This window comes from Streptomyces sp. NBC_00448, from assembly GCF_036014115.1.
Lineage (GTDB): Bacteria > Actinomycetota > Actinomycetes > Streptomycetales > Streptomycetaceae > Actinacidiphila.
In genome coordinates this window covers 3,196,106-3,214,337 of record NZ_CP107913.1, presented here as the reverse complement: position 1 = coordinate 3,214,337, position 18,232 = coordinate 3,196,106, and the positions used below count along the sequence as shown (strand labels likewise).

The window sequence follows — 18,232 nt, the reverse complement described above, 5'->3', positions numbered from 1 at the left end:
CACGTTCAGCGCACCCCTCGCCATGTCGCCCGTACAACTCCGCGTTGACCGGCGCCATGAAAGCAAGTGCGAGGACGGCAGGGCAAACAACCATCCGTCCGGCGAGCCACAACCGGGAGTTGTGCATCGATGGCCGAGGTGCCAGGCGTGACCACATGCGGCGCACGCCCGGCGATCGGCCTACGCCGTACGGACGTTGCGCAGCTCCCCGAACGGCGACACCACCGTCCGCCCGGGACCCGGCAGCGCCGCGCCGCCGCCGGCCGCATCCGCCTCGACCCCGAACAACCCGGCGATCACCGCCTCGGTCACCGCGACGGCGGCCACGCTCTCCCGGTTGGACACCCCGCGCTCGGCGACGCGGTAGCGGCCGTCCGCGGTGGCCTCCATCGCCTGCCCCCACAGCCCGCCCGACGTGGCGCGATGGCCGCGCCGCAGCAGGTCCGCCGCGAGGTCGGCCCGCCCGAGCCGGCACAGCCCGTACGCGGTCGCCCCCGGCCAGGCCGCGAAGGCGCCCGCCGCGCCGTGGTCGGGCCGGTCGGACAGCGGCGCGATCGGGTCGGCCGGGTCGAGCGCCCGCATCCAGTCGCCGTCGATCAGCCGGGTCGTCACGAACCGCACCATCTCCGTGCGCCGCGCCGCCGACAGGTCACCGGTCATGTCGGCGGCCACCAGCGCGAAGTCCAGGCAGTGGCCGATGGGTTCGCTGCCCTCCGGATGCCGGATCAGCCACCGCCCGCCGCCGGCGTAGCCGTCCAGTACCGCGCGGGCCAGCGCGTCGCCGTCCTGCTCGGCGCCGGCCGCCTCCGCGTCCAGGCCGAGCCGGCGCAGCAGCCCGCCGAGCGAGCGCAGCATGCCGACGTAGCCGGCATTGAACGATGTGACCGCGTCACGGTAGTTGGGCACGCACTCCAGCAACTCCCAGGCGTCCCGGCCAAGATCGACCAGCACCCCTCCGCCGAACGCCGCCGACCGCGAACGCGGCCGGTAGGCCATCGCCCGCAGATGGTCCAACACGCTGCGCCCGCCCGTGGATTCGGCGAGCAGTCCCAGGTCCCCGGTCACCCCGAGATACGCGGTGGCGGTACGGAACAGCGCGTGGTCGTTCGCGGCGTAGTGGTTGCCGACCGGCAGCAGGTTGCGGGTGTCGAACGAGTGGCAGTGGTCGTACGGTTGGCCGAGCGCCGCCACGATCCATGCCCGCATCCCGGCCGGCTCCAGCAGCGCCGCGGTGCGGGCGAACTCCGACTGGTCCCAGAAGAAGGTCGTGGTCGGCCCGAGCCGGGGCCCGCCGGTCAGGAACACCGGACCGGTCCGCGACACCTGCGTGTTGCGCAGGTACAGCGCCAGCAGCACCCCCAGGTAGTAGGTGCGCGCCAGGTCCGGGTCGGCCGTGACCAGCGCCGGAAGGTGCCCGGAGAACTCCGGGTTGCCCGGCGTGAACGCGTACGCCCAGGTGGCGCGCCACCGCTCGGCGACCTCCGCGAAAGCCGCGTCGAAGCCGGCCGCCGCGCCGTACGCCCGTCGCCGCGCCGCGTCCGCGTCCCGGGCCACGTCCAGCACGAAGCCCAGCTCGACCCGCTGCCCGGGCGCGAGCGCGACCTCCCAGCGGGCCACCGCCCGCGCGCCGTCCACGGTCAGTGCGTCGGGCGCGGCCTGGAACGCGTAGCAGGACCGGGCCGGCCCGGCCCCGTCCGTGACCAGCACCCCGCCGCCGGGCAGCGCCTCGGCCGTCCACCGCTGCCCGCCCCACCACGGCGCCGTACGCCCCGCGGCGGTGCCGTCGACCAGCAGCGTCGCGCCCTGCTCCGACAGCCGCACGCCCACCGCGTGCCAGGACCCGAGCGGCAGCGGCTCTTCGGCCACCACCAGCTCCCCGCCGATCCGCAGCGTCAACCGCCCTTCATGGAAGCCCAGTTGAGCCGAGTCCGGATGGTTGCCGTGAGTGGCGACCACCCCGCTCACCCCGGGCTGGTCCACCCGCACCTCCAACTGCAGTGCGTCGCCCGCGCCGAGCGCCACCGGTCCGACCCGCAGGTCGGTGCCGGCCCGCACGGTGTACGCGGCCACGCCGTCGCCGATCGCGGTGCGTACCCCGTTGCTCCGCTCGACCGCCAACTGCCGTACCAGGCAAGGTGCGCCGGGTGCCCGCACCCGGCCGGAGTCCGGCGCGGAGTGGTCCGGCAGCTCCGACTCCAGCAGCATCGGCGCGGTGTCCTCATCCCGTTGGATGCCGGGGATGCGCGGCGAGCCGAGCCGTATCCAGCGCTCGCCGTGCGGGAGGAGCTGCACCTGCCGGGGCCGCTCAGCCGTCACCTCGGCGCGCAGCCGCTCGGTGGCGTAGAAGTCGTGGTGGTGGCCGGAGTTCCACGGAGTTCCGTACAGCCAGCCCCAGTCGACCTCGGAGTGCGCGAACATCGCCAGCATCTCCTGCTCGACGACGGTCCGCACCGGCTCCGCCGAGTCGTTGCGCAGCGTGATCCGCCACAGCACGCGGCTGCGCTCGTACGCCATCCGCACGTCGGTCTCGACGGTCAACGGCCCCTGCTCGGCGGCGCGTTGGACGCCCCAGGGGGACCAGCGCATCCGCTGCGCGGCGAGCGGGCGGCCGTCCACCCGCAGGACCCCGGTGTGGTAGCCGCCGCTGTAGGGCGGGAACGCCACCCACGACAGCGACGCCAGGTCCGCGTTGAGGTGCGCCTGGCCCCACTGGTTGCGCAGCGACGGCAGATGGGCCAGCTCCTCGACCGGCAGCCACCCGCCGGCCAGGTCGTCCAGCGCGGGCACTCCCTCGGGCCGGTCAGGACCGCCCTCCGTCGGAACCGGAACCCTAACCGGAACCGAAGCCGTATTCGGAACAGGGGCCGGCTCGGGACCGGGGCCCGCCGCGAGCCCCACGCCGCCCGGCGCCGCGCTCACTTGGTCGATCCCGAGGTCAGACCGGCGATGAACTGCTTCTGCAGGGTGAGGTACCCGACGACCGGGATCACCCCGGCGAGGAACATGATGCCGAACAACTGGCCGTAATCCATCTGGAACTGCCCCACGGAGAGATAGAGACCGGTGGTGATGGTCTGGCCCTGGAGCGGGCCGAGGATGAACTGCGGGTTGAGGAAGTCGTTCCAGATCCACAGCGAAAGGAAGATGGTCACGGTCGCGGTGGCCGGCCGCACCAGCGGCATCACGATGGTCCACCAGATCCGCAGCCCGCCGGCGCCGTCCAGCCGGGCCGCCTCCACCACCTCGTCGGGCACCGCCCGCATGAAGCCGACGTAGACGAACACCGCGAACGAGAAGTAGCCGCCGCCCAGGTTGGACAGGATCAGCCCCGGATAGCTGTGGTCCAGGCCGAGGAAGGTCAGGATGCGGATGGTCGGCAGCAGCACCACCTGCGGCGGGATCATCAGCCCCGCGGCCAGCACCGCCAGCACCGCCGCGCGGGTGCGGGTCCGCCGCCGGGAGACGTAGAAGCTGAACGCCGAGCCCAGCGGGATCAGCAGCAGCACCGAACACACCACCACGATCAGCGAGTTGCGCAGTCCGTGCTGGAGCAGGTGGTCCGGCCGGCTGAGCGCGGTGTGCAGATTGCCCAGCGTCGGATGGAGCGGAGGCGTCGCCGGGCCGGCGACGATGTCGCCCTCCTTCTTGAACGCGTTGACGATCGTCAGATAGATCGGGCTGACGAACACCAGCACCACGATCACCGCGAGGGTCAGCCGGGCCGGACTCAGCCAGCTGCTGCGCGACCGGCCCGGACGGCCCCGCCGCGAGCGGCGCGGCATCGGGGCCGCGGCCCGGCGCGGCCGCGCACGGGCCCGGTCCGGTGCGGTGGGAACGGTCGGAACGGCGTGCACGGTCACAGGTCGACCTCCCTGCGGCGCAGGATGCTCGTGACGGACAGGGCGATCACCGCGGACAGTGCCAGCAGGAACATCGCGATGGCGGAGGCGTAGCCGAACCGGTCGGAGGTGAACGCCATCTTCACGATGTACTGCGCCGTGGACTGGGTGGCGTCGGCGGGGCCGCCGGAGGTGAGCACCTGGATGATGTCGTACAGCTTCAGCACCGTGATCAGCGAGATCGTCACGCTGATCGTGGTCGCCGGGGCGACCATCCGCAGCGTGATCATGCGGAACTGCTGGCGGGAGTTGGCGCCGTCGATCGACCCCGCGTCGTACAGCTCGCGCGGGATGTTCTGCAGCGCCGCGAGGTAGACGACGGTGGTGAAGCCGGACAGCACCCACGCCACCACGATCCCCACCGACAGCTGCGCCAGGTGCGGCGTGCCCAGCCAGTCCACCGGCTGGTGCACCACGTGGGTGCGCTTGAGCAGGTCGTTGAGCAGGCCGTCCTCGGTGAGGATCGTCTTCCACACGAAGCCGACGATCACCCCCGAGATCACCTGGGGCAGGAACGCGATGGTGCGCAGCACCCGGTAGCTCAACTCGGTCCGGTCCAGCAGCATCGCGAAGGCGAGGCCGATCATGTTGGCCACGACCGTCACGCCGACCGCCAGCGCGAGCGTGAACAGCACGCTGTCGCGCAGCTGGCTGTCGTGCAGCATCTCGGAGTAGTTGGCGAGGCCGATCCAGTGGCTGCCGGACCTGAGCGGGTTCTCGTCGGTGAAGCTGCTGCGCAGGCTCATGAAGACCGGCACGACGATGAAGACCAGGTAGAGCAGCAGACCCAACGCGGCGATGAGCCGCAGACCGAGGTCCTCGGTGGTGTCGCGCAACCAGTGCGAGAGGTGCGGGAAGCGCGAGGTGTGCGGGAAGCGCGGGGCGTCCGAGAGCGGCTGCACTGCTGTCCCCCTCCCTTCGTAAGCGGTCCGGGTGCTCATTGCGTCGACGTGCTCCACGCCTTGTCGAGCTTGGCCATCTGGCCCTTGACGTCGCCGGAGTTGAACAGCGCCTGTGCGGCGGCGTAGAAGTCGTTGTTCCCGGAGCCGGGCAGCGCGTCGTCGTTGGTCGCCCAGCCGATCGAACTCACCTTGGTGTCGGTCCTGGTGACGTAGGCGTAGGAGTCGCTGAACGCCGGGCTGACCGTGACGTGGTAGTCGGCGAGCGTCTTGTCCTTGAGCATCGGGTACGCGCCGTCGCCCTCGATCAGCGCCTTGAGGTTGTCCGGGTCCAGCGACCACGCCTGGGCGAACTTCGTCGCCTGGGCCGGGTCACCGACCTTGGTGGCGATGGCCATCGAGCCGCCGACCGCGAACGGGACCACCACCGAGCCGTCGTCCGTCGGCCACGGGAAGACCCCGATGTCGTTCCACTGGTCCTTCGGGATCGAGCCGAGGTACCAGCTGCCCATCGGGTACATCGCGGCCTTGCCCGCGTTGAAGTTCTTGATCGAGTCGGCGTAACTGACGTTGAGCGCGCCCTGCTCGAAGTAGCCCTTGGTCACCAGCGTGCGCATCTTCGTCGCGGCGGCGACCACGTCGGAGTCGGCGAACTTCACCTTTCCGGCGTAACGCTGCTGAATCCACCGCGGGTTCTTGCCCAGCACGTCCGCGCTGATCGCACCGGTCAGCGGCATCGCCGCGGCGAACGGGTCGTTGCCGCCCAGCTCCATCGGGGTCAGGCCGGCGGACTTGAGCTTCGCGTTGGCGTCGAGGAACTGCTGCCAGGTCGTCGGCACCTGTGCCCCGGCCTTCTTGAACAGCGACTTGTGGTAGAAGACCAGCGGGATGATCTGCGAGTTCGTCGGCGGGATGTAGACCTTGCCCTTGATCGCGTTGCCCTGCGGCAGCAGGAAGTTCTGGTCGACCCAGCTCTGGTCGTACGGCCGCAGCAGCCCCGCCGCGGTGTACTGCGACGGCGTGATCGACTGCAGCAGGTCGGGGAACTGCCCTGACGCCTGGAGCTGCTTGGCGTAGGAGTCGCGGTCCGTGCTCGGCGCCACCACCTGCTTGATCTTCACGCCCGGCACGTCCTTCTGCGCCCTGGCGATGGACTGCTTCCAGAACGTCGGCGTCAGCGAAGGCGAGTTGAACGTCATGTAGGTCAACGTTCCGCCCCCGTTCGCGGAAGAGCCGGAGCCGGAGTCGGAGCACGCGGTGAGGACGAGCACACCGGCCGCCACGAGCGCGGCGGCACTTCGTCTGAGCATGGCCGTACCTTTCGGGAGGGTTGGGTCGGCGTACGGCGCGGCGGCCGTGACGGCCGGTGGTCACGGGGGCACGGGGCCACGGACCACGGGTCACGGCAACTGCGGGGTACAGCGGAGGACTTGCGAGGATCGTTGAGTGACGAGGGAAGTGCTTTGAGTAACGACGGAAGGGCTGCGGGGGACTGCGGGAGGCCCGCGTCGGTGCCGCGGAGCGCTTCTGGGGCAGGCGGAAACCGGCGAGCACGGACGTGTCCCGGACCGGGGACGCTTCGGCGGTTGCCGCGTCCTGACGGCGAGATAACGTTTTCTCGCCGAGTACACTAGGGTTCCAGGACAGCAAGTCAAGCCCCTCGGTGATCACGGACGGATCTCGGGCCGACCCCGGGGGCGGGCCGTGGGCGATCGAGGAGAGGGAAGCGAAGTGGCTGGTCCTGGTGCCGCCGGAAAGCGCGGATCGTCACGTCCGCGCCGGCCCACGATGATCGATGTGGCCCGTGAAGCGGGTGTGGCGCTGCGTACGGTCTCGCGGGTCGTCAACGGCGACACGACGGTGGGCGGGGCGCTGGCCGAGCGGGTCCGGCAGGCCATCGACCATCTCGGCTTCCAACCCGACGAGCGGGCCCGGCAGTTGCGCAGTGGCCGCACCGGCACCATCGGCGCGGCGGTGCGGCACATCGCCGACGCGCACCCGGTGCTGCGGGCGGTCGACGAGACGGCGCGCGGCGCGGGCCTGACGGTCGTCGCGATGTCCACCGAGGACGACGAGGTGCGCGAGCGCGAGGCGGTGATGTCGATGTGCGGGCGCCGCATGGACGGGATCATCATCGAGCCGATCGCGGACGGTCACCAGTACCTCCAGCCCGAGATCGACTCCGGGCTGGCCGTGGTGGCCTTCGACCGGCCCGCCACCGGAGTCGAGGTCGACACGGTGCTGTCCGACAACCAGGGCGGGATCGAGCTGGCCTTCCGCCACCTCGCCGAGCAGGGCCACCGGCGGATCGGCTACATCGGGGACGACGAGCGGATCTACACCGGGCGGCAGCGCGCCGCCGCGTTCCGGGACTGCCTGCGGGCGGCCGGCGGCCCGCTCGACGGGATGGTGCACCCCGGGCCGATCACCGCCGAGCGGATTTCCGCGGCGCTGGAGCGGCTGCGGAGCGGGCCGGACCCGGCGACGGCCATCGTCACCGGCAACTTCTCCACCTCGGTGGCCGTGATCCGCGCGCTCGGGTCCGACTTCGGCGCCACCGCGCTGGTCGGCTTCGACGATTTCGGCCTCGCGGATCTGCTCAGGCCCGGGTTGACCGTCGTCGCCCAGGGTGACGTGCAGATCGGGCGCACCACGATCGAACTGTTCCAGGCGCGGCTGGCGGACCCGGGGCGCCCGGTGCGGACGGTGACGGTGCCGACCACGCTGATCACCCGCGGGTCGGGGGAGATCCCGCTCTGAGGGTTCTCAACGGAGCGGCGGCGCCGCGGGAGTCCGGTGAGTGCCGGTTGCCGCGGCTTTCGGGTGCTACGGCTTTTGGGCGGCACGGCTTTCGGGTGCTACGGCTTTCGGGCGGCATCGGCGTGCCTGGCCCAGTCCTCTTGCGCGTCCACCAGGGCGGGGCGGACTTCCTGGTCGAGGCGGTTCGCGACCCAGCGGAACGTGGCGGCGAGCCGGGCCAGGTCCTGCGGGCCGAGGTCGGTGAGCCAACTGTCCCCGCACAGGTGCAGGTTGACCAGCGGGGCGCGGGGTTCGGGTGCTTCGGCGTGCGGGTTGCAGTCCAGGGTGCAGGAGAAGGCTTCCTCGGCGACGGGTCCCGGGGCCGGGCTGGTGGCGCAGTAGACGGGGACCGTGCGTCCCGGGAAGCGCCGGGTGAGATGGATGTCGGCGAGCCGGTCCTCCCAGGCACCGGGGGGTACGTTGTGCTCGCTCGGGTCGTTCCCGGCCCACGCGGGCAGGTGGCCGGTGAGGGTGCGGCCGTCGGTGGCGGTGAGGGTCCATCGGCGAGGTGCGGTGGGTAAGGCCGAGGGCCCGGCCGTTGCGGAAGAGGTCTTACGGGTCTGCATCTCGTTCCTTGTCGATTCTTGTCGTGTGGCCGGGTTCAGGCGGGCAGAGCCGGTTGCGGTTGCGGCGCGTGCTCGGCCAGCGCGGTGCGGAGGAAGGTCAGGGTGTCCGTTGGCGTGAGGGCGGTGTCGCGGAGCAGGTCGTAGGCGAGGCGGAGGGGTTCGACGTCTTCGGGTTCTTCGACGAGGTGGCCGCTCCAACTGCTTTGGGTGTAGGCGACGGTGTGGCCGTCCTGGAAGAAGATGAGTTCCAGGCAGCTGCGGATGTGGTGGGGTCCGGTGCCGAACGGGACGACGTGCAGGGAGACATCGGGCTGCTGGGCTGTCGTGATCAGGTGTTCCAGTTGGGCGGTCCACGTCTGGGGGTCGCGGGCTTTGCGGCGCAGTACGGCTTCGTCGATCAGCGCGCGGTAGTGGACGGGGTTGGGTCCGGTGAGGCGGTCCTGGCGTTTCAGCCGTGCGGCGACCTGGGCGCCCAACTCCTTGACCCGGTGCGGGCGGACGGTGCTCAGTTGCTCTTCGGCGTAGGCGCGGGTCTGGAGGAGGTACGGCACGGCGCTGACCGCGTACTCCTGGACGCTCACCGCGTCCGCTTCCAAGGGGGCAAGTCCGAGGAACGGCTTGTCCTTCGCCTCGCGTTTGGCCAGGTGCCACAGCTTCACCAGGAGGTCGCCGGTGCCGTACACCTTGTCCAGCGCGGCAGCCGCCTCCACGGTGCCCAACCGCTGCCCCCGCTCCAGCCGATGCAGATACGACTGCTCGTAAAGGCATTTCGCCCCGAGTTCCATCAGCGTCAGCCCCGCCTGCTGCCGCCGGTAGGCCAGTTCGCTGGCGTACAACTCCCTTGCGGATAACCACTCCCAGTCGATGAGCATCTTCGTCTTGCCGTCTCCGCCGCTCGTGCTGGCCATGCGGCTCTCCTTTCCACGGTGTCGGTCGTGGTGGTATTCGGCCTGGGCGCGCGGGAATTCCGCGTGCCGGGCCGCCACGTCCCCTTGTCCGGACTCGAACCGGAGTCATCGGGCCTGCCCGCACGAATGAACGGAGAGCGTGCGGTGCTGCCCGGGCTCTTCCTGACTGAGCTACAAGGGGGAGTTCACGCAACGAGGGCAGGCCCGATCAACGGGATACGTCCACCGTCGATCCCACCCGATCCCTACTGCCGGGCAGGCCCAGCAGCGCCCCACGGCTGTCGGCGACCCGCAGCGCGTCCGACAACGCCGTACACAAGTGCGCCACCATGCCCTGGAGTTCACAGTCCCAAGGCGTCGCCTCCGCCAGCGTCCGGCGGACAAAGCCCAGCAGTTCCCGACCCATCCCGAGCTGCACCGACTCCATCTCGTCGGCCAGCCGCCACAACGCGTCACACTCATCCGACCGGAGATAGCACGCGCCGCCGTCCGGCCCCGGCCACGGCAGAAGCCGGGCGCCGCTCACCGCGGGCCCGCCCACATCCGCTCTCGCCCCGGGCGGCCACGACTCCATGAACTCGCGCATGTCGGCCTGCCTTCGTCAGGTGGTCCACGCCCCCGGACCGGTCAGACGGTCACGGGGGTCCTCAGGACGAAGACGTTATGGGCTGCTGTCACATGGCAGGGGTACAGATTGTGTCCCCTTGACTACGCTGCCAGCATCCCTATCCGCACGGCGAGTTGGGAGGCGCGCCGACGACGGTCGGGGCTCTTCGATGTGGTCTCCTCCAGCACGATCCGCTTCGCATAGCCGTTGTACTTGATGGTCTCCGGCGCGGACTCGTACGCCTTTTCCAATGTTGCCAGGGCGACGTCCGGCTGACCGTCCAACTGGAATCCGCGCGCCTCTTCGATACGGTGGCGGGCGCGGCGGGGGCGGGAAGGAATCGTCACCGCATCCGCCGCCGCGGCCTGCCGGACGGACTCACCGCCGGCATGGAGTTCAACGGCCACCGTCACGGCGTGCGCCCCCATGATGGCCTGCGAGAACGACGTGACCGGGTCGTAGTACTCGCCGGGCAGGCGTTCGGCCATGGCGCGGGCCTGATCCCAGTACCGCCAGGCCGTACCCGTCTCGCTTCTCCGCGCGGCGGTGTATCCGGCCTCGAACGTCAACGCACCGGCGATGGCCAGCACCTCGTCCGGCGCGTCCGGCAGCAGGGGCATCAGATACGCAAGGCTCTCCAGAACCACCGCGTCCGCTGCCTCGAAGTGGGCCGGGCCGGCGTCCCGGTGCGCCTGCCCCGCCAGCCAGGCCGCCAGGCCGATGGCGCGCGGGTCTTCGCTCTCCTGTGCGGCCACCAGCCCACGCTCGGCCACCCGCCACAGCAGCGCGGCGTCGGGCTGGTAGGCCACGAAGAACTGGCACAGCGAGTACGTCTCGCTGAGGATCGCCTGGGCCGCCCGCCGTTCCTCTGCCCGGTCGGACTGTCGGACCGCCGCCTGCGCGTCCCGGATCAGGTCCGGCAGCAGGGACCCCACCACCTCACGATGGTTGGGCGATCTGTGCCGCGAGGCCCAGGCACGATCGAGCCGGGCTCGCAGGTGGGCAGTCGGCGGCGCCTCATGCTGCGATCCGACCGGGTAGGCATCCACAGCAGCCTTCACAGCGGCCAGTCTCGGATGCCCCGGTCCCGCGAACAACTCGACCGGGGGAGCCTGGTTGCCGGCGAGGTCCGCCAGATTTCGGACCCGCAGGATCTCGGCGATCCGCAGGATCACTTCGAGTTTCGGCGTCTTGAGTCGACCGCTTTCCACTGCCTTGACCCACGAACCGGTGAGACCCAGCAGGCCGCCCAACTGCTCACGGGTGATGCCTCGACTGTTGCGGAGAACCTGGAGCCGCTGGCCGAACGCCAGCGCATCGGTGTACGGGTCTGACGTACCGTCTGAAGGCATCAGTGCCCATCCTCTTGTGGCGACTTCGTCACTTGTCGGAACTGTCAGAGTATGGGGCGGGGCCGTTTCTCGGCACCGCGAGCACCGAACCGCGTCACGGTAGGCCCGGTGGGTGGTTGAGCCGGGCCGGGCCACCCCGTAGGGCCGCCTCGCGGTTCGGAGTGAGGTCGCCCTTTTGGGAGGACCGCAGCCCGTTCAAGCCGCCGACCGCGCGCACAGAGGCGTATTCGGCCGCGCTGCTGGAGCGTTGGCCCCACGGCTGGTCCCGAGCCCGGCCAACGATCTACGTTCAGTTTCCCAGCCAGTCACCGAAGTTGGTGAAGGTCTCCGGCATGCGGCGCCGAGCGGACTCCAGCCCGGCGTAGGTCTCCCTCACGATCGGGTGGTACCGCGTTTGCTGCGGAGCCAGCGTCCTCGCCTGTTGCAGGCTCTTGAACGCCCCTTCCGTGTGCCCGCTCCACATTTGGGCCCATGCCACCTCGGCGTGGTGGTGAGCCCGCCGGGACAACGGCCAGTCAGACGGAACGGTCATGGCGGTTGCCGTCTGGACGGCCTCCGGATACAGATCCAGTTCGGCGAGGACACTGACCCGGTGTGCGGCGACGTTCGTGGGACCGAACGAGAGCCAGTGGATTCGTTCGGCCGGTCCGGTGCGTTGGGCGATCCGTTCGGCTTCGTCCAGGTGCCCCTCGGCCGCGTCTCTGTCCTTGTCCCTGCCCGAGAGGACGGACGCACCGAGATGAAGCTGCCCGGTCAGGACGTCTCGCGTTCGTCCGGGATCTGCCTGCTTCAATGTGTTCATTCCCAGGCCGATCAGTCGTTGACCGGTGCGGTAGTCACTTGCACGCAGGTAGGCCAGCGCTCGCAGGTACTGACGCATGCCGCTGATGACCGGATCGGAGGCATGCTGAGCCGCCCACTCCATGCGGTCCAGGGCAACCGTGCACAGGTCGAAGAAGCCCAGCTTCGTCGTGACGTCGTAGGCGGTGCGGTACGTACTGGCCAGCAAGCGCCAATGCCGCTCGCTCGGACTGACGTGCGCCGCCGTCGTAGCCTCGAAGATCAGACTCGGCAGTTCTGCCGCGACCTTCTTGATGTCGGTTGCGCGTACCAGGGCGCACATCTCTTCGGCGTCGGTCTCCATCTCCTCGGGCGCGCGCGGTGAGATGTCCGGGTCCGGGCCCAGGTCGTAGACGTTCAGCGCCTCCCGGATCGGCTCTATCAACCCGTCGAGTTGGTCCTGCCGCAATTCCCCGAGGTACGGCTGCCCCGTCAGTTCGGCGACAGGCACCGACGACGCCCGTGCGAGGGCGCCCAACACGGAGGGGCTCGCCGGCATGACGCCTTGTTCCACCTTCGTCAGCGTGCTGTAGGCGACGCTCGACGCGTCGGAGAGCTCACGCCGCGTCAGTCCTCTGACCTTGCGGGCATGCAAGACGCGCGCCCCGGTGTGCTCTTCCGCATAGGCAGGCATAACGGTCTCCCGTTCGGCGTCGACACCAAAACGGTACCCCCGCGAACGGCCGCCTACGTGCGTGGTAGTACGGCGGTGAACTCGTGCCGGGCGATCCCGAGCAGATCCGCCGCTTGTCGGAACTGTCAGAGTATGGGTCGGGGCCGTTTCTCGGCACCGCGAGCACCGAACCACGGCACGATAGGCCCGGTGGGCTGAGCCGGCGCGGTCCACCCCGTAGGACCCCTCGCGGTTCGGAGCGAGGTCGCCCTCCTAGCCAGGCCGTCTCCGGCGGATCGTGTGGCCGTGATGGCGCCAAGCTAGTTCTCGCGGGCCGGGCTGCGCGCGTCTGCGAGGCGTTTCCGCCCCTCGGGCATGGGCAGGACCGCCAGTGCGGTGTCGGCAACGTTCCGCAGCGTCTCCGGGTCCAGGCCGGCCTTGCCTACCGCCTCGATACCGCGGACCACCGTCAGTAGCAATGCCGCCAACCGCTCCGGGTCCGCAGCACTGTCGATGTCGCCGTGGCGCTGGGCGGCGCTGATCTCCGTCCGCAGCAGGGTCAGCAGTGCTGTCACGGTCTCGGCCGACCGTCCGGCGACCGTCGGATCGTGCTGGGCCAGTTCCGCCGCGCCCTTGGCCAACAGGCACCCGCGGCGCTCGGTGTCCGAGGCGGCGTTCTCCGCCATGAGGTGCACGTATCCCGACAGCCGGGACAAGGCCTCCGCGTCCGGGCCACCTGCCAGCCGCCCTTCGGCCACCTCGACGACTGCGGTGCACCAGTCGCCGAACACGCGGTGGAACAGCTTGCCCTTGTCGCCGAACGCGCCGTACAGGCTGCCCTTGCCCAGGCCGGTCGCCCGGGCGATGTCGTCCATCCGGGTTCCGGCATATCCGGTCGCCCAGAACTGTTCCCGGGCCTGCTCCAGGACTTGGCGTTCGTCGAATGCGCGTGGTCTCGGCATGGTCCTCAGCCTAACCATTCTTGACTCGATCGTCCATTACTGGCTACGTTGTGGACGATCCATTCCACAACTGAAGGGGTTCGACATGCCAGGCGTGCTGCAGGACAAGGTGGCTGTGATCACCGGAGGGACCAGCGGGATCGGGCTGGCCATCGCCCACCGCTTCGTCCGGGAGGGCGCACGGGTCTTCGTGACCGGCCGGGACATCGACCGCCTCGAAGCGGCAGTCAAGGAGATTGGTCCTTCGGCCACCGGCGTACGATCCGACGTCTCGGTCCTGGCCGACCTGGACACGCTCTACGCGCGAGTCCGCGAGGAGGCCGGACGCATCGACGTGCTGGTGGCGAACGCGGGAGTCGTCGCGGACGCCGCGCTCGGCGCCCACACCGAGGCGAACGTCGACCTGACGCTCGCCGTCAACGTCAAGGGCCCGCTCTTCACCGTTCAGAAGGCGCTTCCGCTGCTGGCGGAGAACGCCTCCGTCCTGGTCGTCGGCTCGAGCAACAGCGTGCGGCCGAGTGAGCAACTCGAGGTCTACAGCGCCTCGAAGGCGGCGGTGAGCAACCTCGTGCACAACTGGTCCCGGCAGTCGCGGGAGCGCCGATTCCGGGTCAACGTGCTCAGCCCGGGACCCACGCGAACCCCTGGCCTGCTGGGCGCCGCGGGGCCGGACGTCGACCGGTTCGCCGAGGCCGTCGTGCCGCTGGGGCGGCTGGCCGACGCCGAGGAAATCGCCGAGGCCGCGCTCTTCCTGGCTTCGGACGCCTCGTCGTTCGTCACCGGCGCCGAACTCTTCGCCGACGGCGGCTACTCCCGGGCCTGAACGACGGCCGGTGGTGCGCATCCGGTTCCCCGCGAGGCGATGGTGCGCACTCACGGCCGTGTCAGGCGGACCTTGTGACTGCAGCGTGGACGTGATCTCAATTGGTCAGGTGCGGTACCGGCGGCGCCCCAGCAGGGCGGCTTGCTCCTGTTTGAGCCGGTCGAAGCCGTCCCGGACGTAGTGGCGCATCTCCGTCACGGGGAAGGGCTGCGGGGGCTGTTCGAGGGCAAGGTCGCCCTGCTCCCATCTGGCCACGGCGATCTCGTGCCAGGAGGCGTGCGCGTACACCTCCAGCAGGATGCGCGGCATGTGCGGTTCCAGCAGCAGGTCTGCCTTGGTGACGAGAACGTCGCGCATGGCCCGATGGTTGGGCAGGAACACCGTCGCGATCCATAGGCGCCATTCCGCCAGTTCCTCCTCGGTCAACGGCATCTCGCCCGCTCCGTGCTGCAGGGGAGATCGGCCGTCAGGGCGCGGATGCCGCTCCGAAAAGGCTTTGTACACACGGCTGTTGATCTCGGTCAGCGCGAGGAGCGGTCCGTAGAACTCGCTCAGCTGCCGGTTCACCCGCGCCAGCCGCTCTTGTCGTTGAGACAGCCGCAGACCGTTCAGGTAGGTGACGAGATACCCGACAAACGCCAGCACGACGGTGGTGATCGCTGCACCCATGGGTGGCAACGATAACGGCGCATGCCGCGGGGGACGCCCGAGGTACGCAGACTACGAGGAGGGTCGGCGATACCGGTCCAGGTCTCCACGGGCGCCGCCACGCGCGCCCCCGGCGGCACCCCGACCCCACGGTTCCGCTGCCGTCCCCTTTACAACCCGCCCGCCCCGCACCTATAAATGAACCCAGTCATTCAAAGATAACGTTATCTCGGGTCCGCGAGCCGCCTCCCGGGAACGTCTTCGGGTGTGCCGGTCCGCTTCGCCGACCGCCGGTGCCCCCGCTCCGAGCCCCCCACCTCCCCGTCCGCACACCGCTGTTCGCCCTTCCCGCGCGTGCCTGAGCGGAGGGCGCCGGCGGCGGGCGGGCCCGCGGGGAGACCGGCGTGAAGAAGCAGAGAGGGAGCAGCCTGATGAGGCTCACATCGCTTGCGAGACGAGCGGGAAGCGTGACCACCGCCGCGGTCGTGATGGGCGCCATGGTGACCACGGTGCTGTCCCGGCCGGCGGTGGCCGACTCGATCACCGCGAACCAGGGCGTGGCCACCGTCGCGCAGTACCAGGGCGTGTGGAACGCGCCACCGAGCCACCTCACCGGCGGCGACACCGTGGACGCGCCGCTGATGGGCAACGGCGACGTCGGGGTCGCGGTCGGCGGCGGCATCGACAACCAGACGTTCTACGTGGGCAAGAACGACTTCTGGTCCTCAACGAGCCACGCCATCAAGCCGCTCGGCCGGATCGTGGTGTCGGCGGGCGGCCTGGCCGGGGCGTCGTACCACGTGGTGCAGGACATCCAGCACGCCGAGGTGCGCGGCACGTACACCCTGGGCGGGCAGACGCTGGCCACGCGGAGCTGGGTGGACGCCGACACCAACCTGTTCGTCACGTCGTTCACGCTCACCGGCGGCAGCGCCCAGAGCATCGGCGTCACCCTGCAGAACGTACGGGCGGCACGCCCACCGTCTCCACCAGCGACCACGACCTCGACGCCGACGTGGTCGCCGACACCGGCGGCAGCGGCGACCCGCGCGCCCGGATGGCGATGCGCACCATCGGGCAGAGCCAGTCGATATCCGGCAGCAAGCTGACCCTGACGATGCAGCCGAACACCACCTCGACGCTGGTCGCGGCGATCGAGAGCAGCAACGACTCCGCCGACTACCAGTCCGCGGCGGACGCGTTGGTCGACAACCTCACCCAGGGCAACGTCGACGACCACAACGCCTCGCACCGCGGCTGGTGGAACTCCTACTGGTCGCAGTCCTTCGTGCAGATCGGCGACAAGGACGTGGAGAAGAGCTGGTACGGCTCCCTCTACCTGCTCGGCAGCGTGTCGCGGAGCGGGAAGTACGCGCCCGGCCTGTGGGGCAACTGGATCACCGGCGACATGAACTGGAACGGCGACTACCACACCAACTACAACTACCAGGCCCCGTTCTACGCCGCCCTGACGACCAATCACATCGCGCAGATGGACGCCTACGACCAGCCGGTGCTGGACTGGATGAGCCGCGGGCAGCAACTCGCCCAGCAGAACGGCTTCCAGGGCGTGCTCTACCCGGTCGGCATCTCCCCGAACGGCACCAGCGCCGACACCAACCTGTACAACCAGAAGTCCGACGCGGTCAACGTCGCCAGTGACATGGTGATGCGCTACGAGCAGACCCGCGACGCGACGTACGCGGCGAAGGTCTACCCGTTCCTGAAGCAGGTCGGCCTGTTCTGGCAGAACTACCTCACCAAGGACTCCTCCGGCACGTACACGATCACCAACGACGCGCCGCAGGAGGGCAACGCCTACCCGCAGACCAACAGCATCCTGTCGCTCGGCCTGGTCCACCTGCTGATGGAGGGCCTGACCGACATGAGCGCCGCGCTCGGCCAGGACGCCGGGACCCGCGCCACCTGGCAGGACATCGACGCGCACCTGGCGCCGCTGCCGACGATGACGCAGAACGGCCAGACCGTCTTCCGGGAGACCTCCACCGGCGCGGGCTGGGTCAACGACGGCAACGACATCGACATCCAGGCCGTCTACCCGGGCGGCCAGGTCGGCCTGGACAGCCCGGCCGGGCTCGTGCAGACCGCGCGCAACACCGTCGACCAGCTCACCGCGGCCTGGCACGGCGGCAACGCGCCCGCCACCTTCTACGCCGCCGCCGCCCGGGTCGGCTACGACCCCGCCACGATCCTGGCCAACCTGCACACCGAGGCCGTGGACAACTCCTACCCCAACCTCGCCGTGCACCACGGCGGCGGCGGCATCGAGAACATCAACGTCACCACCTCCGGCCTGGACGAGATGCTGCTCCAGTCCTTCCAGGGCGACGTGAAGGTCTTCGCGGACTGGCCGGCGAACTCCAACGCGAAGTTCGGCGACCTGATGGCCGACGGCGGCTTCCTGATCTCCAGCAGCATGGCGGACAACGCGGTGCAGTACGTCCGCGCGGTCAGCCAGAAGGGCGGCGACCTCGTCGTCACCAACCCCTGGCCCGGCAGTCCGGTGCAGGTGTACCGGGGCGGTTCCCACGCGGGCACCGTGTCCGGCACGAAGATCACGCTGAGCACGTCGGCGGGCGAGACGATCACCCTGGCCAGGCCCGGCACCTCCTACGCCACCGTGCAGGCCGAACTCGCCCAGCCGGTCAAGGCGGGCAGCGGCACCACCAGCACCAGCCTCTCCACCGGCTTCGAGTCCGGCCAGCCGCAGCCCACCTGGACCGACTCCGTCGACACCGCGGGCGGCGACGTCGTGGGCGTCACCGGCATCAACTCCGACTCCACCGGCCCGCAGACGGGCGTCCGCAGCGGGGAGACCTCCCGTACCGGAACGGCCGCGCTGATGTACTCCGGCAGTGCCGCCGGCAGCAGCCCGCACGCCTACCTCAAGGTCTACGACCTCAGTGCCGCACCTCTGGACATCGGCACCGCGAAGACCCTCGGCTACTGGATCTACCCCGAGTCGCACGCCACCACCCCCTGGGTGCCCGCCGGTTCGACCGAGAGCGAGTGCGTCGCCGTCGACCTGGTCTTCACCGACGGCAGCACGCTGCGCGACTCCGGCGCCGTGGACCAGAACGGCGACCAGATCCATCCCGCCCACCAGTGCGGCCGCTTGACGCCTGACGCGTGGAACCACGTGACCGTCGACCTCGCGGCGAAGAACTCCGGCAAGCGGATCGCGCGCGTCCTCGTCGGCTACGACCACCCCGGCGGCTCGGGCGGCTACCGCGGCTACATCGACGACCTGTCCATCACCTGACCCGTCAACCGGCTTTCACAGAGCGCACGTTGG

Annotated in this window: 15 protein-coding genes; 4 read left to right on the top strand and 11 right to left on the bottom strand. The window is 70.0% G+C overall.

Annotated elements, in window-relative coordinates; translation table 11 throughout:
• Window positions 1–180: 180 nt before the first annotated feature.
• The 4 genes from OG370_RS13605 to OG370_RS13590 all read right to left on the bottom strand — a co-directional run bounded on the left by OG370_RS13605 (window position 181) and on the right by OG370_RS13590 (window position 6,108).
• A complete protein-coding gene (locus tag OG370_RS13605; protein WP_328463965.1) occupies window positions 181–2,787 on the bottom strand; it encodes a hypothetical protein in 2,607 nt (868 codons plus the stop codon).
• Window positions 2,788–2,915: 128 nt separating this feature from the next.
• Window positions 2,916–3,860 (bottom strand): carbohydrate ABC transporter permease, encoded by a 945-nt coding sequence (locus OG370_RS13600; RefSeq protein WP_328463963.1) that lies wholly within the window; start codon window positions 3,858–3,860, stop codon window positions 2,916–2,918.
• Entirely contained in the window at window positions 3,857–4,801 is a 945-nt protein-coding gene (locus OG370_RS13595) for a carbohydrate ABC transporter permease (RefSeq protein ID WP_328463961.1), read from the bottom strand. The genes OG370_RS13600 and OG370_RS13595 overlap by 4 nt, the downstream gene beginning before the upstream one ends.
• Window positions 4,802–4,836: 35 nt before the next feature.
• Entirely contained in the window at window positions 4,837–6,108 is a 1,272-nt protein-coding gene (locus tag OG370_RS13590) for an ABC transporter substrate-binding protein (RefSeq protein WP_328463959.1), read from the bottom strand.
• 478 nt (window positions 6,109–6,586) lie between these two features.
• On the opposite strand from OG370_RS13590, the gene OG370_RS13585 reads away from it, so the two are divergent.
• Complete coding sequence (locus tag OG370_RS13585) at window positions 6,587–7,558, top strand: LacI family DNA-binding transcriptional regulator (protein WP_328463957.1); 972 nt, start codon at window positions 6,587–6,589, stop codon at window positions 7,556–7,558.
• Window positions 7,559–7,656: 98 nt separating this feature from the next.
• Here OG370_RS13585 and OG370_RS13580 read toward each other — a convergent pair whose 3' ends face one another.
• The 6 genes from OG370_RS13580 to OG370_RS13555 all read right to left on the bottom strand — a co-directional run bounded on the left by OG370_RS13580 (window position 7,657) and on the right by OG370_RS13555 (window position 13,445).
• Window positions 7,657–8,163 carry a DUF6907 domain-containing protein gene (locus OG370_RS13580; RefSeq protein WP_328463955.1) on the bottom strand — a complete coding sequence of 169 codons (507 nt, stop codon included), beginning with the start codon at window positions 8,161–8,163 and terminating at the stop codon, window positions 7,657–7,659.
• A 35-nt stretch (window positions 8,164–8,198) separates the two neighbouring features.
• Complete coding sequence (locus OG370_RS13575; protein ID WP_328463953.1) at window positions 8,199–9,071, bottom strand: helix-turn-helix domain-containing protein; 873 nt, start codon at window positions 9,069–9,071, stop codon at window positions 8,199–8,201.
• A 208-nt stretch (window positions 9,072–9,279) separates the two neighbouring features.
• Window positions 9,280–9,657, bottom strand: a complete 378-nt coding sequence (locus OG370_RS13570; RefSeq protein ID WP_328463951.1) for a hypothetical protein — start codon at window positions 9,655–9,657, stop codon at window positions 9,280–9,282.
• A 122-nt stretch (window positions 9,658–9,779) separates the two neighbouring features.
• Window positions 9,780–11,030: a helix-turn-helix domain-containing protein gene (locus OG370_RS13565; RefSeq protein WP_328463949.1), complete on the bottom strand. Its 1,251-nt coding sequence runs from the start codon at window positions 11,028–11,030 to the stop codon at window positions 9,780–9,782.
• A gap of 289 nt (window positions 11,031–11,319) precedes the next feature.
• The gene (locus OG370_RS13560) at window positions 11,320–12,504 is read right to left on the bottom strand and encodes a helix-turn-helix domain-containing protein (protein ID WP_328463946.1); all 1,185 of its coding nucleotides are present in this window, start codon (window positions 12,502–12,504) and stop codon (window positions 11,320–11,322) included.
• Between the two features lie 299 nt (window positions 12,505–12,803).
• Window positions 12,804–13,445 carry a TetR/AcrR family transcriptional regulator gene (locus OG370_RS13555; RefSeq protein ID WP_328463944.1) on the bottom strand — a complete coding sequence of 214 codons (642 nt, stop codon included), beginning with the start codon at window positions 13,443–13,445 and terminating at the stop codon, window positions 12,804–12,806.
• Window positions 13,446–13,530: 85 nt separating this feature from the next.
• Between OG370_RS13555 and OG370_RS13550 the strand changes: the two genes are divergently transcribed.
• Window positions 13,531–14,268: an SDR family NAD(P)-dependent oxidoreductase gene (locus tag OG370_RS13550; RefSeq protein ID WP_328463942.1), complete on the top strand. Its 738-nt coding sequence runs from the start codon at window positions 13,531–13,533 to the stop codon at window positions 14,266–14,268.
• A gap of 105 nt (window positions 14,269–14,373) precedes the next feature.
• Here OG370_RS13550 and OG370_RS13545 read toward each other — a convergent pair whose 3' ends face one another.
• Complete coding sequence (locus OG370_RS13545) at window positions 14,374–14,937, bottom strand: hypothetical protein (RefSeq protein WP_328463940.1); 564 nt, start codon at window positions 14,935–14,937, stop codon at window positions 14,374–14,376.
• A gap of 446 nt (window positions 14,938–15,383) precedes the next feature.
• Here OG370_RS13545 and OG370_RS13540 point away from each other — a divergent pair, with 446 nt between their 5' ends.
• Together OG370_RS13540 and OG370_RS13535 are read left to right on the top strand one after the other, a co-directional pair.
• Window positions 15,384–16,025: a hypothetical protein gene (locus tag OG370_RS13540; RefSeq protein ID WP_328463938.1), complete on the top strand. Its 642-nt coding sequence runs from the start codon at window positions 15,384–15,386 to the stop codon at window positions 16,023–16,025.
• Window positions 15,932–18,199: a glycosyl hydrolase family 95 catalytic domain-containing protein gene (locus tag OG370_RS13535; RefSeq protein ID WP_328463936.1), complete on the top strand. Its 2,268-nt coding sequence runs from the start codon at window positions 15,932–15,934 to the stop codon at window positions 18,197–18,199. The genes OG370_RS13540 and OG370_RS13535 overlap by 94 nt, the downstream gene beginning before the upstream one ends.
• Window positions 18,200–18,232: the final 33 nt, after the last annotated feature.

Bases quoted from the DNA above. Each gene is read 5' to 3' on its own strand.
- OG370_RS13590 (WP_328463959.1), bottom strand. From the start codon at position 6,108: ATGCTCAGACGAAGTGCCGCCGCGCTCGTGGCGGCCGGTGTGCTCGTC.
- OG370_RS13585 (WP_328463957.1), top strand. From the start codon at position 6,587: ATGATCGATGTGGCCCGTGAAGCGGGTGTGGCGCTGCGTACGGTCTCG.
- OG370_RS13580 (WP_328463955.1), bottom strand. From the start codon at position 8,163: ATGCAGACCCGTAAGACCTCTTCCGCAACGGCCGGGCCCTCGGCCTTA.
- OG370_RS13575 (WP_328463953.1), bottom strand. From the start codon at position 9,071: ATGGCCAGCACGAGCGGCGGAGACGGCAAGACGAAGATGCTCATCGAC.
- OG370_RS13570 (WP_328463951.1), bottom strand. From the start codon at position 9,657: ATGCGCGAGTTCATGGAGTCGTGGCCGCCCGGGGCGAGAGCGGATGTG.
- OG370_RS13565 (WP_328463949.1), bottom strand. From the start codon at position 11,030: ATGCCTTCAGACGGTACGTCAGACCCGTACACCGATGCGCTGGCGTTC.
- OG370_RS13560 (WP_328463946.1), bottom strand. From the start codon at position 12,504: ATGCCTGCCTATGCGGAAGAGCACACCGGGGCGCGCGTCTTGCATGCC.
- OG370_RS13555 (WP_328463944.1), bottom strand. From the start codon at position 13,445: ATGCCGAGACCACGCGCATTCGACGAACGCCAAGTCCTGGAGCAGGCC.
- OG370_RS13550 (WP_328463942.1), top strand. From the start codon at position 13,531: ATGCCAGGCGTGCTGCAGGACAAGGTGGCTGTGATCACCGGAGGGACC.
- OG370_RS13545 (WP_328463940.1), bottom strand. From the start codon at position 14,937: ATGGGTGCAGCGATCACCACCGTCGTGCTGGCGTTTGTCGGGTATCTC.